This window comes from Streptomyces olivochromogenes (assembly GCF_001514115.1).
GTDB classification, from domain to species: Bacteria; Actinomycetota; Actinomycetes; order Streptomycetales; family Streptomycetaceae; genus Streptomyces; species Streptomyces olivochromogenes.
This window is the reverse complement of the sequence record NZ_KQ948458.1, coordinates 405,882-419,997: the sequence shown is the minus strand read 5'-3', so window position 1 is coordinate 419,997 and position 14,116 is coordinate 405,882. Positions and strand designations below refer to the sequence as shown.

Annotated in this window: 17 protein-coding genes; 15 read left to right on the top strand and 2 right to left on the bottom strand. The window is 71.3% G+C overall.

Annotated elements, in window-relative coordinates:
- Nucleotides 1-7: 7 nt before the first annotated feature.
- From gad to AQJ27_RS23900, 3 genes are read left to right on the top strand one after another with little or no spacing between them, the layout of a single operon-like run.
- Nucleotides 8-1,372, top strand: coding sequence for a glutamate decarboxylase (gad, locus tag AQJ27_RS23905; protein WP_067372325.1), 1,365 nt, complete (start codon nucleotides 8-10; stop codon nucleotides 1,370-1,372).
- A complete protein-coding gene (locus AQJ27_RS52415) occupies nucleotides 1,297-1,833 on the top strand; it encodes an amidase domain-containing protein (protein ID WP_079065191.1) in 537 nt (178 codons plus the stop codon). The genes gad and AQJ27_RS52415 overlap by 76 nt, the downstream gene beginning before the upstream one ends.
- The gene (locus AQJ27_RS23900; protein ID WP_159064389.1) at nucleotides 1,830-2,375 is read left to right on the top strand and encodes a hypothetical protein; all 546 of its coding nucleotides are present in this window, start codon (nucleotides 1,830-1,832) and stop codon (nucleotides 2,373-2,375) included. Before AQJ27_RS52415 ends, AQJ27_RS23900 begins: the two co-directional genes overlap by 4 nt.
- A 241-nt stretch (nucleotides 2,376-2,616) precedes the next feature.
- On the opposite strand, the gene AQJ27_RS23895 is transcribed toward AQJ27_RS23900, so the two are convergent.
- Both AQJ27_RS23895 and AQJ27_RS23890 read right to left on the bottom strand, forming a co-directional pair.
- Entirely contained in the window at nucleotides 2,617-2,943 is a 327-nt protein-coding gene (locus AQJ27_RS23895; protein WP_067372320.1) for a hypothetical protein, read from the bottom strand.
- A 61-nt stretch (nucleotides 2,944-3,004) separates the two neighbouring features.
- Nucleotides 3,005-3,697: a LuxR C-terminal-related transcriptional regulator gene (locus AQJ27_RS23890; protein WP_067372316.1), complete on the bottom strand. Its 693-nt coding sequence runs from the start codon at nucleotides 3,695-3,697 to the stop codon at nucleotides 3,005-3,007.
- Between the two features lie 150 nt (nucleotides 3,698-3,847).
- On the opposite strand from AQJ27_RS23890, the gene AQJ27_RS23885 reads away from it, so the two are divergent.
- The 12 genes from AQJ27_RS23885 to mslH all read left to right on the top strand — a co-directional run bounded on the left by AQJ27_RS23885 (nucleotide 3,848) and on the right by mslH (nucleotide 14,109).
- Nucleotides 3,848-4,981: a sensor histidine kinase gene (locus AQJ27_RS23885; RefSeq protein WP_067372312.1), complete on the top strand. Its 1,134-nt coding sequence runs from the start codon at nucleotides 3,848-3,850 to the stop codon at nucleotides 4,979-4,981.
- A gap of 146 nt (nucleotides 4,982-5,127) precedes the next feature.
- Nucleotides 5,128-6,051, top strand: coding sequence for an ABC transporter ATP-binding protein (locus AQJ27_RS23880; RefSeq protein WP_067372309.1), 924 nt, complete (start codon nucleotides 5,128-5,130; stop codon nucleotides 6,049-6,051).
- Nucleotides 6,044-6,796, top strand: a complete 753-nt coding sequence (locus AQJ27_RS23875) for an ABC transporter permease (protein ID WP_067372306.1) — start codon at nucleotides 6,044-6,046, stop codon at nucleotides 6,794-6,796. Before AQJ27_RS23880 ends, AQJ27_RS23875 begins: the two co-directional genes overlap by 8 nt.
- Before the next feature lie 116 nt (nucleotides 6,797-6,912).
- Nucleotides 6,913-7,041: an aborycin family tricyclic lasso peptide gene (locus tag AQJ27_RS55690; RefSeq protein ID WP_103079660.1), complete on the top strand. Its 129-nt coding sequence runs from the start codon at nucleotides 6,913-6,915 to the stop codon at nucleotides 7,039-7,041.
- A 73-nt stretch (nucleotides 7,042-7,114) separates the two neighbouring features.
- Nucleotides 7,115-8,956 (top strand): lasso peptide isopeptide bond-forming cyclase, encoded by a 1,842-nt coding sequence (locus AQJ27_RS23870; protein WP_067372303.1) that lies wholly within the window; start codon nucleotides 7,115-7,117, stop codon nucleotides 8,954-8,956.
- Nucleotides 8,953-9,216, top strand: a complete 264-nt coding sequence (locus AQJ27_RS23865; RefSeq protein WP_067372300.1) for a lasso peptide biosynthesis PqqD family chaperone — start codon at nucleotides 8,953-8,955, stop codon at nucleotides 9,214-9,216. The genes AQJ27_RS23870 and AQJ27_RS23865 overlap by 4 nt, the downstream gene beginning before the upstream one ends.
- Entirely contained in the window at nucleotides 9,213-9,683 is a 471-nt protein-coding gene (locus AQJ27_RS23860) for a lasso peptide biosynthesis B2 protein (protein ID WP_067372297.1), read from the top strand. Before AQJ27_RS23865 ends, AQJ27_RS23860 begins: the two co-directional genes overlap by 4 nt.
- Nucleotides 9,680-10,645 carry an ATP-binding cassette domain-containing protein gene (locus tag AQJ27_RS23855; RefSeq protein ID WP_067372292.1) on the top strand — a complete coding sequence of 322 codons (966 nt, stop codon included), beginning with the start codon at nucleotides 9,680-9,682 and terminating at the stop codon, nucleotides 10,643-10,645. The genes AQJ27_RS23860 and AQJ27_RS23855 overlap by 4 nt, the downstream gene beginning before the upstream one ends.
- Nucleotides 10,642-11,511 carry an ABC transporter permease gene (locus AQJ27_RS23850; protein ID WP_067372288.1) on the top strand — a complete coding sequence of 290 codons (870 nt, stop codon included), beginning with the start codon at nucleotides 10,642-10,644 and terminating at the stop codon, nucleotides 11,509-11,511. The genes AQJ27_RS23855 and AQJ27_RS23850 overlap by 4 nt, the downstream gene beginning before the upstream one ends.
- A 20-nt stretch (nucleotides 11,512-11,531) precedes the next feature.
- Complete coding sequence (locus AQJ27_RS23845; protein WP_201264357.1) at nucleotides 11,532-12,062, top strand: MauE/DoxX family redox-associated membrane protein; 531 nt, start codon at nucleotides 11,532-11,534, stop codon at nucleotides 12,060-12,062.
- Nucleotides 12,059-12,790 (top strand): DsbA family protein, encoded by a 732-nt coding sequence (locus tag AQJ27_RS23840; RefSeq protein ID WP_067372285.1) that lies wholly within the window; start codon nucleotides 12,059-12,061, stop codon nucleotides 12,788-12,790. The genes AQJ27_RS23845 and AQJ27_RS23840 overlap by 4 nt, the downstream gene beginning before the upstream one ends.
- Nucleotides 12,787-14,109, top strand: coding sequence for a lasso peptide C-terminal Trp epimerase (gene mslH / locus AQJ27_RS23835; RefSeq protein ID WP_079065189.1), 1,323 nt, complete (start codon nucleotides 12,787-12,789; stop codon nucleotides 14,107-14,109). Before AQJ27_RS23840 ends, mslH begins: the two co-directional genes overlap by 4 nt.
- Nucleotides 14,110-14,116: the final 7 nt, after the last annotated feature.

Here is a 14,116-nt window from a genome sequence, read left to right as displayed (position 1 = left end):
TGGTCATATGACTAAGCGTGACGACGCGGCTCTGTTCGGCAACCGATTCTTGACCATGCCCGCTCCCTCGGAGACCTTCCCCGAGGAAGGCATGGCTGCGACGGACGCAATGAGGCTGCTGGATGTGGACCTCGCCATGGAGGGGGACCCGCAGCGCAACCTCGCCACGTTTGTCACCACTTGGATGGAGCCGGAGGCGCAACGGATCATCGCCGAGAATCTCCACCGCAATTTCATCGACCACGCGGAGTACCCGATTTCCGCCGAGATCGAGCAGCGTTGCGTGCGCATGCTCGCCGACCTCTTCAACGCGCCGGGCAAGACAACCGGATGTCGGACCCAGGGCTCGTCCGAGGCAATCATGCTCGGGGCGCTGTCGCTGAAGTGGAAGTGGCGGGAGCGCCGCCAGGCGGCCCATCTGTCGGTCGACCGGCCCAACTTGATCTTCGGCGGAGACGTCCACGTCGTGTGGGAGAAGTTCTGCCGCTACTTCGACGTCGAGCCGCGGATCGTGCCGCTTGCCGAGGGCAAGTACACGATCGGCCCGGAGGACGTGGAGCCTCACCTCGACGGGAACACGATCGGCGTCGTCGCCGTCCTCGGCACCACGTTCACCGGCCACAAGGACGACATCGTCGGGATCGACAAGCTCCTGCGGGACGTCCGCAAGGAGCGGGACCTCGACATCCCGATCCACGTTGACGGAGCCAGCGGCGCATTCGTGTGGCCCTTCCTCTACCCGGACTCGAAATGGGACTTCCGGCTCGAGCAGGTCCGTTCGATCAACGTCTCGGGACACAAGTACGGCCTGGTCTACCCCGGCATCGGCTGGCTGGTCTTCCGCGAGGAGTCCGACCTGCCCAAGGACCTCGTGTTCCACGAGAACTACTTGGGCAAGACCGACGCGACGTTCACCCTGAACTTCTCCACCGGCGCGTCGATGGTGCTCGCGCAGTACTACAACTTCGTCCGGCTCGGTCGCCAGGGCTACACCTACGTCATGAAGATGTTGCAGGAGAACGCCCACGTGTTGGCGGACAACCTGCGTAGCAGCGGCCGCTTCGAAGTGATCGGGAGCGACCTCGAGCAGTTGCCGCTGGTCGCTTTCCGTCTCGTCGGCGAGCACGCCTACGATGAGTCCGACGTCGCCTGGCAACTCTCGGCCGAGCGCGGCTGGATGGTGCCGGCGTACACGCTCCCGCCCAACGCGGAGCGGGTGAAGATCATGCGTGCCCTGGTCAAGGAGACCCTGAGCCGCGAGCAGATCGATCGCCTGAGCCAGGACATTTCCGACGCGTGTCGCACTTTGGACGACAAGGGTGCGACCCATGGGAGCGAGCGGGCCCAGGTCAAGCGCGGCACCGGCTACTGACGCCCCCCCCCGGTTGCACACACCTGCTCGCTCTGAGGGCGTCTCCACCGCGGACCCTCCAAGGCCCTCTACCACGGTGGCGGCATGAATTCCGGTGGGGCGGCCGCAAGACGGACGGCGCGTGGTGGCAGCAGTACTACCTCTTCGGTTCGGTCAAGAACAAGAGCTACACCTGGTCGGGCGCCGACAACCTGCGCCGTCACTTCTCCGGTCACCGTCCCGCGACCCGCATCTCCAAGACGCACAACGCCCAGCTGGGCGACATCGTCTTCTTCAAATGGAAGAAGGAACGGCGCTACGACCACGCCACGGTGGTGACCTCCAAGGTGCAGGGACATCTGGGACTCTCCCAGCACGGCATCAAGAACCACACCACGCTCGACGACGTGCCGGCGCGTTACCGCGGCACCAGCAACCCGATCCAACGAGTCCTGATCATCCGACCCAGGAGTGCCACATGAGGGCAGGGACCGCAGCACGCGGCCCGATAACCGGAGCGCTGGCAGCCAGTGTGCTGTTCGCGGCGCTGACCGGGTGCTCGTCCACGGACGACACCGCGGGCACCGGCTACGCCAAGGACTACACCGGCCATGAACCCCTGCACGTGCTCGGCTACCCCTCCACCGGCTCACTCGGCGTCACGCAACAGCTCGTCTGGCGGATCGCGGACGATTCCGCCGACCGGCTCGCGGCACTCGCCACCGGTGACGGCGGCAAGGACGCCGCGCGCAGCACGGCCGAGAACTGGATCAAGGCATTCGGAAAGGGAGCGGGCGGGAAGGTCGCAGCCGACTTCTACGACGAAGGCTCCGAGCGTCAGACCGTCGTCCTGTACTTCCAGGACACCGGGCAGACGAAGGAGATCAGCGTGCGCCTGGACGGGAACGCGGGCGACGACGGCTGGCACGTCCTCATGGACGAACCGTCCATGAAGGAGGCCACGGCAGAGCCGACCTGGGCGCCCCGAACCCCGGGCGGCTCAGGATCCTCTCGCACCCGCTGACCCGCCCCCGTACCGCCACGGCGCCCTCGCACCCGTACCGCGCAGGGCGCCGCGGCGTGTCCGGGCCGCCGGTCAGGACGCGCGGGGCCGCCGAGGTGGTGCGGGTGCCGACGGGTGACGATCGGCTGCTCGGACGAGCACAGATCGCCGCGCCGGCCGGGGTCAGCCGACCGACCGTAACCGGCTGGGAGAAGCAGGAGAGCGACTTTCCCTCGTCCCGGCGCTCGAACGGGCAGGACTACTACCGACGGTCGGAGGTCATGAGCCGACTGCCTTCATGCACCTCGGCGTCCACGGCCTGGTTGACCTTGCCGGGACCGAAGCGGAACTTCGAGGAATCGTGGAAGGAGAGGCGGGACAGCTCGACGGGCGTCGGGCCGAACGTGTCGGCAACCGGACGGCCGAATGTGTCGGCAATCGGACGGCCGAACGTGGCGGCAACCGGACCGCCGAAGGTGTCGGCAACCGGGCCACTGGGGACGTCGATGCCGACCGCCTTGACCCGGGTCACGCTGCTGATCCGGTCGCTGCCCGGTGCCGCCGGTTCCACGGCGATCCGGCCGCCCACGAAGTCGCCGGCACCGCGAGCCCGCCGGCCAGAGGGTCGTGCGCTCGATCTCCTGGTGCTGTCAGGCGTGTTGGGGCAGTACGGTGTCGGGCTGTTCGCCGAAACCGGCGTCGCGTGCGCGCAGTACGGCGGCGGCCCGGTCGTGCACCTCCAGTTTGGTGAAGATGCGGGAGACGTAGTTGCGTACGGTCTTCTCCGCGAGAAAGAGGCGCCGGGCGATCTGACGGTTGTTCATGCCGTCCGCGAGCAGCTCCAGTATCTCCGTCTCCCTGCTGGTCAGTCGGGAGAACTCGGACAGCTCGGGAAGTCTTTGCACGGTGGCGAAGAACCTGCTGAAGCGAGCCGCGATCGTCGGGCTGAACGCGGCACCCCCACGCGCCACGATGTGCAGGGACTGAAACAGTTCCTCCGGGGACGCGATCCGCGCGAGATACCCGTTCACGCCGAGGCGGAGGGCGGAGACGATCACGTCGTCGTAGTCGTTCTGCGACACCACGACGATCTGTGGCCGTGACTTCTCCCGGCGGTACAGGGAGACGATCCACTCAACATTCCTGCATATGGCGCGTTTTGACGGTGGCTCACCGAGAAGCACGACGTCCGGGCGGAGCGGGTTGTTCTCCAGACATCGAAGGCCGTGGGACTCGTCGACCGCCGTGCCGATGAGGTTGACGCTGTCGTCCTGTTCGACGATCGCCTCGAGTCCGGCCAGGGACACCGGGTCCTCACTGAGGATGAACAGGTTGATCCGCATAGCTTTGCACCCCCGTGGTAAGCGTTGAACGCCCGCAAAGACGGTGACAGCCTAAGCAGACGAAACGGACGGACCGCACCGACTTGAGCGGTCATGGTCCTGTTCCGGCCGCGTTGGACGTCCGGCTGATCAGGCGCATAGGTTCGGGACATGGGAGATGTCTCGCGCCGACGCCTGATCCTCCTCGACGGGGCGGCGGCCCTCGGGTTCGCCCTGCTTCCCCAACTGACGCTGGTACGGCCCGACAGCGGCGGCGCGCCCGGTGGGCTCGCGGTATCGCTGCTCTCGCTCGCCACCGCGCTGCCGCTCGCTGTACGGCGGCTGTGGCCCGTCCCGGTGTTCGCGATCGTCCTCACCGCGTCCTGCGTGGCGCTGGCCGCCGGTCTCGGCCCTGCCGTCTTCCTCTCCGCGGCCTACGCCCTGTACCTGGTCGCGACGACACGGCGACGACAACTGGGGCGGTCGGCCGTGATCGTCGGCGGGGCGAGCACGGCGGGCGCGGCCCTGCTGACGGTGACGGGCGGGCAGCACTACACGGGCGGCACCCTGGCGGTGCAACTGCTGTTCGGGCTCTTGGTGCTGGGGGCGACGTGGGCCGCGGGGACGGCCGTACGGGAGCGACGCGAGAGCCTGCGGCGGACCATCATGCAGGCGGCCGAGCAGGCCAAGGTCGAAGAACGCATGCGGATCGCCCGGGACATCCACGACGTCGTCACCCACAGCGTGGGCCTGATCGCGATCAAGGCCGGGGTCGCCAACCACGTCATCGCCACCCACCCCGAGGAGGCCAGAGAGGCCCTCACCGTCATCGAGGACATCAGCCGCAGGGCGCTGCGCGACATGCGGGCCACCCTCAAGGTGCTGCGCCGGGAACACGTCGACCAGCAGCAGGACCTCCAGCCGGTCCCCGGACTGTCGGACCTGCCCTCCCTGGTCCGTACGGCCGAGGCGGCGGGCGTCAGCGTCGACCTGCGCTCCGACTGCGCGGAGGAACCACCCGACGGAGTCGCGCTGACCGCGTTCCGGATCGTCCAGGAGGCGCTGACCAACGTCGTCAAACACGCTGCCCCGACCCGCTGCCTGGTCAGCGTCACCGCGCAGGACGGGGTGCTGACGATCGGCGTCACCGACGACGGCCCCGGAGCCGGGCACCGGCCGACCGTGCCCGGCGGCGAGATGGGGCTCGTCGGGATGAGGGAACGGGCCGTCGCGCACGGTGGGACCCTCACGGCGGGCCCCCGCCCCGGCGCGGGCTTCGGGATCCTCGCGACACTGCCGTACTAGTGCCACGCCAACCGCCCTACGTCCCGCCCACCGCATATGGCTGAAACGGTCTCATACCCCGGTATGGGTCCGGTCCGCGGAACCGGCCCGCACCGTCCCGACCCCGGTCCGATGTGCGCTGCGGCCGCCGCGGCCAGACTCGTGGCGTGATTGACGTCCAGAACCTGACCAAGCGGTACGGGCCGGCCACCGTCGTGGACGGCCTGACCTTCACGGTGCGGCCCGGAGCCGTCACCGGCTTCCTCGGCCCCAACGGCGCCGGGAAGTCGACCACCCTGCGGATGATGCTGGGCCTGACCCGCCCCGACACCGGAACCGCGCGGATCGACGGGCACGCCTACGGCGACCTGGCCTACCCCCTGCGCCACATCGGCGCCCTGCTGGAGACCTCGGCCCCGCACCGCGGCCTGACCGCGCGCGACCATCTGCGCTGGCTCGCCCAGAGCAACCGGATCGCCACCGGCCGGGTCGCCGAGGTCCTGGAGGCGGTCGGGCTCACGGACGCGGCCCGGCGCCGGACCGGCACCTTCTCCCTCGGCATGGGCCAGCGGCTGGGCCTGGCCGCCGCGCTCCTCGGCGACCCGCCCGTGCTGGTGCTCGACGAACCGGTCAACGGCCTGGACACCGAGGGCATCCGCTGGCTGCGCGAGCTGCTGCGCTCGATGGCCGCCGAGGGCCGTACCGTCCTCATCTCCAGCCATCTGATGACCGAGATGGCCCTGGTCGCCGATCACCTGGTCGTCATCAGCCGGGGCCGGCTCCTCGCGGACACCGGGATGTCGGACTTCATCGAGCGCCACGGACGGTCCTACGTCCGCGTCCGCACCCCCGAACCCGACCGGCTCGGCAGGGAGTTGGAAGGCGGCGGCGCCACCGTGACCCGTGTCCCCGGCGGCGGCCTGGACGTCGTGGGCATGGCGGCCGCGGACGTCAGCCGGATCGCCGCGGCGGGCGGCTTCCCGCTCGACGAACTCGGCACCCACGCCGGTTCGTTGGAGGAGACCTTCCTCGACGTCATCGGAGAAGGCCAACGGGTCCCCGGCCAGGAAGGCAGGAACACGCATGTCTGAGACCCTCGCGGCCGTCCGCGCCGAGACCACCAAGCTGCGCGGCATCCGCGGCACCCGGATCTCGCTGCTGCTGTTCGCCGCGGTCAGCGTTCTCATCGCCGCCCTCGACGGCTGGTCCGCGAAGAACGCGCTGGAGTCCGACAACCCGAGCCTGCGTTCCGACTTCACCCCGGAACAGGCCGGTCTCGACGGCATCCTCTACGGCCAGTTGGCGCTGATCGTGTTCGGCGTGCTCGTCGTCACCAGCGAGTACACGTCCGGCATGATCCGTGTCTCGCTGCTCGCCGTACCCCGGCGCGGACGGCTCTACGTGGCGAAGACGGCCGTCACCGCCCTGGCGGCGGTCGCCGTGTCCGTCCCCGTCACCGTCCTCGGCTATCTGGCCACGCAGGCGGCCCTCGGGTCCCACGGTTCCTCGCTCGGCGCGAGCGGTGTCCCGCGCGCCCTGGCCGGGGCGGTCGTCTATCTGACCCTGATGTGCCTGTTCGCGGCCGGTATCGCGGCGATCGCCCGCAACGCCGTCGTACCGCTGGCCGTACTGCTGCCGATGGTGCTCGCCGGGACGCACATCCTGTCCCTCATCGGGGCGACCAAGGAGATGGCCCGGTACTTCCCCGACCAGGCGGGAAACGAACTGCTCACCGTCCGCTCCCCGCACACCGCCTTCGGCTTCACGGTGCTGCTGGCCTGGACCGTCGCCGCCCTCGGCTGGGGCTGGGTGCGCCAGCGCCGGTGGGACAGCTGACAGGACCGGCGTGGGACAACTGCCCCATGCCGGTGGGACATTCCGCCACGTAACTTCCGTGACAGATCACAGGCCGAACAAGGTCGGCCTGACCGATCCGATACGGGAGGACCCCCATGTCCGCGATCTACGAACCCCCCATGCTCCAGGAAGTCGGCGACTTCGAGGAGCTCACGAAGTGCCTCGGCGTCGGAAGCTGCAACGACTTCGCCGGCTGCGGCTACGCGATCGTCTGCTTCTGGTGATCACGTCCGGTGCCGGTGCGTGTCCACGCACCGGCACCACCCGGGGCAACGAGGAGACGGGGAACGAGGCGACATGGAATTCGTGGTTCTTCCGGACTGCCCGGCCGGTGCCGCGACGGCCGGCCGGCTGCGGGCGGCACGGCGTATCGACCACGCGTCGGGGCGGCCCTGGATCGTCGGCGACTGGCCCGAGACCGAGGTCGTGGTCGTCGAGGCGGGCCCGCGGCGGATGGCCGTACTGGGACACACCCGGCTCGACACGGCCGCCGCGACCGCAGCGCTCGGCCGGCTGCACTCGCTGCACGACGTGGACGCGATCGCGTCCCGGCTGCCGGGCGCCGTCCACCTGGCGGTGTCACTGGGCGGCAGGACCAGGGTGCAGGGTTCGGCCGTCGGCGTACGACAGATCTTCACTGCCGCCGTCGACGGGGTGACCGTCGCCGCGAGCGGGGTGGCACCCCTGCTGCGGCTGACCGGCGCCGACCTCGACGAGACCGTGCTCGCCGCCCGTCTGCTGGCGCCGGGCGGACCGCCCTGGCCGCTCGCCCAGCGCCCCGTCCGCCGGGGCGTCGAGGCGCTCACCACCGGCCACTGGCTGGAACTGGACACCGACGGCAGGGCCCGCCAGATCCGCTGGTGGGAACTCCCGGAGCCGTCCCTCACGCTCGCGCAGGGCGCGGCCGCCGTCCGCTCCGCGCTGGACGACGCGATCACGACCCGGGTCACCGCGGGCGGCACCCTCAGCGCCGACCTCTCCGGCGGCCTGGACTCCACCTCACTGTGCTTCCTCGCCCACGCGGCCGGCGCCGACCTGGTCACCTACCACGTGATGCCGATCGACAGCGCCAACGCGGACACGATGTGGGCCCACCGGGCCGCGGAGTGCCTGCCGGCAGCCCGGCACCACACGCTGTCCGCCGACCGTGCCGAGAACCTCTTCGACGTTGGCTACACCGCCGACCTAGTCGGCGCGGCCCCGGAAGGTCCCTCGACCTGGGCCTCCGGACTCGCCCACATCCAGGACCTGGCCAAGCGGGCCACGGCCGAGGGCGCCCGCCTGCACCTGACCGGCTTCGGCGGTGACGAGCTGTTCGGCCGGATGCCCGCCTGCGCCTGGTCCCTGGCCCGGGCCACACCGGTCGGCGGGCTGCGGCTGGTCAACCGCTACCGGCTGGCCAACCGCTGGCCGTGGCGGGCGACCGTACGCTCGCTGCTCGACCGGTCGACGTTCGGGCAGAACCTCGGTCGGGTCGCCGCCCGCATCGACGCCCCGCCCCCGCCCGTCGACGAGCCCGACTTCGGCTGGGTGTTCGCGCCCCGCATGCCGGCCTGGGCCACCCCCGACGCCGTGGCCGCGGTCCGCGCCCTTCTCACCGACGCCGCCACCGAGGGACCCGGGCCCCTGGACGCCGACCGGGCCCGGCACCAGGCACTCGCCTCGCTCGTCTTCGAGGGGACCACCGTCCGCCAGGTCAACACCGCCCTCGGGGACAGCGGCGTCACCTGGGACGCGCCCTTCCTCGACGACCGGGTGGTGGAGGCGGCCCTGGCCACCCGGATCGACCAGCGCCTGCTCGGCGGGCGGTTCAAGCCGCTGCTCACCTCGGCCGCACAGGGTCTCGTCCCCGCGGACATCCTGGGCCGCCGCGACAAGGGCGAGTTCAGCGCGGAGGCGTTCCGCGGCCTGGCCCGCAACCGGGCCCGGATCCTGGAGCTGTGCGAGGACTCCCAACTCGCCCGGCTCGGCCTCATCGACCCGGCGGCCTTCCGGTCCGCGGTGCTGAACCCGGGGCCGATGTCCCACCATCTCCAGCCGATCGACACCACCGTGGCCTGCGAGAGCTGGCTGCGGACGCACCCGGAGACGTACCCCACGCCACCCGCCCGGAACACGCACACGGGAGAACTCCGATGAAGCTGACCCTCGCCCGCGACGTCACTCTCACCGACATCGACTCCGGGGCCGTACTCCTCGACGGGCGCCGCGGCCGCTACTGGCAGCTGAACCACTCCGGCGCGGGCGTCCTGCGCCAGCTGCTCGACGGAACGGCGCCCGACGCTGCCGCCGCCGGCCTGTGCGCCGCGGCCCCGGTCAGCGACGACCAGGCGCGGCAGGACGTCCAGGCCCTCATCGACGCGCTCAGCGCGGCCCAACTGGTGGAGGTGGCCTCGTGACCACCCCCGCCGTGGCCGAACAGGCCCCGCGGCTGCCCTGGTACCGACAGCTCGCTCCTCGGTGCGCCGCCGGGGCGGCCCGGCTGCTGGTCCGGCTGCCCCCGGCCCGGCTGCACCGCGTGCTGGGCGTGGTCAGCAAGGGGTCCCGCCCCGCCGGATACGCCGAGGTGGCGTACGCCCGCCGGTCCGTCGTCTCGGTCAGCACCCGCTGCGCGGGCCTCGGCTGCCTCCAGCGTTCCGTGGCCACCGTCCTGCTGTGCCGGGCCCACGGCAGGTGGGCCGACTGGTGCACGGGATTCAGAACCGAACCGTTCGGCGCGCACGCCTGGGTGGAGGCCGACGGGCGGCCGGTGGACGAGCCCGGCGAACTCAGCGTGTTCCGCACGGTCCTGGCGGTCCGCCGCCCGGACGCACGCCGGAGCACCTCCGACCGTCCCCTCCGCCCCTCCGAAGGGAGCCGCTCATGACGGCGATCCGGGCCGAGGGCCTCTACGCGTACTACGGCACCGCGCCGGCCGTGAACGGACTCGACCTGACCGTGCCCACGGGCAGCGTGTACGGCTTCCTCGGGCCGAACGGCGCGGGCAAGACCACCACCATCAACATGCTGACCACCCTGCTGCGGCCCACCGCGGGCCGCGCGGAGGTGGCCGGCTTCGACGTCGCCGCCAAGCCCGCCGAGGTCCGCCGCCGTATCGGCATCGTGTTCCAGGAGTCGACCCTCGACCTGGACCTCACCGCCGCCGAGAACCTCCGTTTCCAGGCCGACCTGTGCGGCCTGTCCCGCCGCGCGTCCCGCGAGGCGATCGGCTCGATGCTCGACCTGATGGACCTCTCCGAGCGCCGCAGGGTGCCCGTACGGCAGTTCTCCACCGGACTGCGCCGTCGTCTGGAGATCGCGCGTGGTCTGCTCGCCGAGCCCAGCGTGCTGTTCCTCGACGAGCCGACGACCGGACTGGACGCCCAGACCCGCGCCGCCGTCTGGGACCACCTGGAGCGGCTGCGGCGGGAGCGGGGCATCACGGTCTTCGTCACCACCCACCAACTGGACGAGGCCGAGCACTGCGACCGGATCGCGATCATCGACCGGGGCAAGGTCGTCACGGAGGGCACGCCCGCGGATCTCAAGTCCGTCATCGGGGCCGACCTCGTCGTCCTGCGCACCGACGACGACCAGCGAGCCGCCGACGCTCTCGTCGACCGGTTCGGCCTCCCGGCGGAGCCCACTCCGGACGGGCTGCTGCTCCGGGTCGAGCGGGCGGCTGCCCTGGTGCCCCGCCTGTGCACCGAACTCGGCGTAACCGTACGCGAGGTCGCCATCGCCCCGCCCACCCTCGACGACGTCTTCCTGCACCACACCGGTCTCGCCATCCGGGAGAGCCCGACCGGCCCGCGCACGCTCGGCAACCTCGGGGAAGGACTGCGATGAGCCGGACCGACACCGCACCCGCCGCACTCGGCGACATCACCGCCGCACCAGCACCGACCGACCGGTCCCGCAACCCGGCCCGCCCCGTCCTGCTGCTCTGGCGGCGGGAGATGACCCGGCTGCGGCACAACCCCGTGCGCCTGGCCATGGGACTGGTGACACCCCTGCTGTTCCTCGTCGTCCTCGGCACCGGCCTCGACGCGGCGTCGTCCAGCCTCGGCAAGGCCCAACTGAACGACTACCGGGCCTACTTGTTCCCCGGCACGCTCGTCATGTCCGTGCAGGCCCCGGCGATCGCGGTGGGCATCTCGCTGGTGTGGGACCGCAGGCTGGGGGTGCTGCGCCAGATGCTCGTGGCGCCGTTCCCGCGCGCGTCCATCGTGTTCGGACTGGCCCTCGGCGGCGCCACCACCGGCGCGGTCTACGGCCTCATGGTGCTGTCCGTCGGCGGGATCGCGAGCATCCGCTACACGCCGATGCTGCTGGTCGTCCTGCTCGAACTCCTGCTGGTCTCCCTCATGTTCACCTCGCTCGGGCTGCTCGCCGCCGTCACCATCCGACAGGTCGACACCTTCCAGGTCGTGGTGAACCTGAGCCTGATGCCGCTGATGTTCTTCTCCGGCGCGATGTTCCCACCGGGCGGGCTGCCCGGCTGGCTCAACACCGTCGTCAAACTCAACCCGCTGACGTACGGCGTCGACGCGGTCCGCCGAACCCTGCCAGGACCGAGCGTGCTCACCTCGGAACAGACCCGGCTGATGCTCGGCGACTGGCACCCACCCATGGCCGCCGAACTCGGATTCCTGGCCGCCCTCACGGCGGTCGCACTGGGCCTCGCCGGCTACCGGTTCTCCCGTACTTCATGAACCGGGGAGGACAGAGCACGGTGGACGCGAGCACGACAGAGGTCACCACAGCGGCCGCCGTCCGGGCCGCGTCAGGGCACTGGGCGGGGGCGGTGCGGCTCGCGGCCCGGCTGCTCCTGACGGTGGTCCTGGCCTACGCCGGTCTGGTGAAGATCGGAGATCTCACGGAAGCCGGACGGACGGTCGCGCTCTACCGCATCGTGCCCGACGACTCGGCCCAACTAGTGGGTGGTGTACTGCCGTTCGTCGAGGTGGCGCTCGCGCTGCTGCTCGTGGCCGGGCTGGCCACCAGGGCGGCGGCGGTGGGCGCGGCGGTCCTGCTGGTCGCGTATGCGGCGGCCATCGCCTCGGTGTGGGCACGGGGCATGTCCATCGACTGCGGCTGTTTCGGCGGCGGGGGCACGCTCAGCGGTGGCGCCGCACGCGGCTACGCGCTCGACATCGCGCGCGACCTGGTGCTGCTCGGCGCGGCCGCCCTCCTGATCCGGAATCCGCGCACCCGATACGCGCTGGACAGCTGGGTCCTGGACCCGAAGGAGCGAGGAGCATGACCGGCACACGGACGATGGACGCCGAGGTGCGCGAGATGGTGCACCAACGGCACCGGCGACGGCGCACGGTGATCGTGTCACTGGTGGCCGTCCTGGTGGTCGCCGCCGCCGCGCTGGTCGGCGCGGGCCTGGTCCGGGCGAACAACACGGCCCCCGGCAAGGCACCGAGCCGCGTACCGGCCGGGCTCGCCGCCGACAAGTCGGGCGTGGCCGCCTCCACCGGCGCCGTACGGGTCGACGTGTACCTCGACTACCTCTGCCCGGAATGTCGTCGTACTGAACGGGCCCTGACCGCCGCCCTGGACGGTCTGAGGTCGCACGGCGGGGTGGGCGTCGTCTACCACCCGGTCGCCTTCCTCGACGACCGCAGCGCACCCGCGGGCTACTCGACCCGGGCGGCCTCCGCGGCGGTCTGCGCGGCGGACGCCGGGAGGTTCGAGCAGTACTCCACGGTCCTCTTCTCGAAGCAGCCCGCCGAACAGGGCCCCGGGCTCAGCGAGACCCAGCTGATCGCGGCGGGCCGGGACGCCGGCATCACCGGGGCGTCCTTCGCGCGCTGCGTCGAGGACGCCCCGTACCTGCCCTGGGTGCGGTACGTCTCCGACATCGCCGCCTCCCGCAAGGTTGCGCTGACACCGACCGTCATGGTGGAGGGCCGCCGCGTCGACGTCACCGGCTCCGATCCGGGCGGCGCGCTGACCCGCGCGGTCACGGAGGCCCGGCGGTGACCCGGCTGACCGTGGCGCTCTCCGGCGACTGCATGGCGACCCGGGGAGCGGTGATCGGCTCCGACCCGGCCGCCGGACGGCTCCAGGAACTCCTCCAAGGCGCCGACTTCGCCGTCACCAACCTGGAGGTGGTCCCCTACGACGGACGCGGACACCCGGTGCACAACGCGGCCGGCGGCGGCTGCCTGATCGCGGACTCCGGCGTACTGGACGAGATCACGGCGGCCGGGTTCACCGTGCTGGGCTGCGCCAACAACCACGCCATGGACCTGGGCACGGAGGGCGTCCTCGGCACCGTGGACCAACTCCGGTCCAGGGGGATCCCGTTCGCCGGCATCGGCCCCGACCTCACCACCGCACGCCGGCCCGTCTACGTCGACCGGCCGGGCGGCAGCCTGGCGCTGCTCGCCTGCACCACGACGTTCCTGCCCGGCCAGGAGGCGGCCGACCCGTCGCCGGAACTGCCTGGCCGACCGGGCCTCAACCCGCTGCGCCACTCGGCAACCCTGCGGGTGACGGCTCCTCAGATGGACGTGCTGCGGACGATCGACGCCGAGACGGGCCTGCGCGCCCGCCGGGCCGAGGCCCGCACCCTCCTCGGGATCGACCCCGCCATCCTCGGACCCGACCGGCTCAGTCTCTTCGGCACCCGCTTCCTGACGGCGGACGAACCGGGCTTCACGACCGAGTGCGATCCGCGCGACCTCGACGAGATCTCCCGCTGGGTCGGTGAGGCCCGCCTGCGCGCGGACCTCGTCGTGGTGAGCGTGCACTCCCACGAGCCGGGCCCGACGCCCGAGACACCGGGCGAGTTCCTGCGCGCTTTCGCCCACCGGATGATCGACGAGGGCGCGGACGTCGTGGTCGGGCACGGCCCGCATTTCCTGCGCGGCGTCGAGCTGTACCGGAACAGGCCGATCTTCTACAGCCTCGGCAACATCGTCAGCCAGATCGAACTGGCCGACCGCGTCTCCGCCGAGGACTACGCCAAGGTCACCACCGACCGGCCGCCCACCCCGGGCCGCTACTACGACCGACTGGGCGGCCACGGCACCCGGCTGTTCGCCCCGCACCGCCGCTACTGGCAGTCGCTCCTGCCGGTCCTCACCTTCGACGACGGCACCCTCGTGACGGCCCGCCTCCACCCGGTCGACCTCGGCTTCGGCCTGCCGGTGCACCGCAGGGGCCGCCCCCGCCTGGCCGACCAGGCCGAGGCCAAAGAGATCCTCACCGATGTCACCCGGCTGTCGGAGTCGTACGGTACGACGGTCGGGGCGGGGGTCGACGGCACGGCGGAGCTGCTTCTGGACGGGGCGTGAAGTGCTC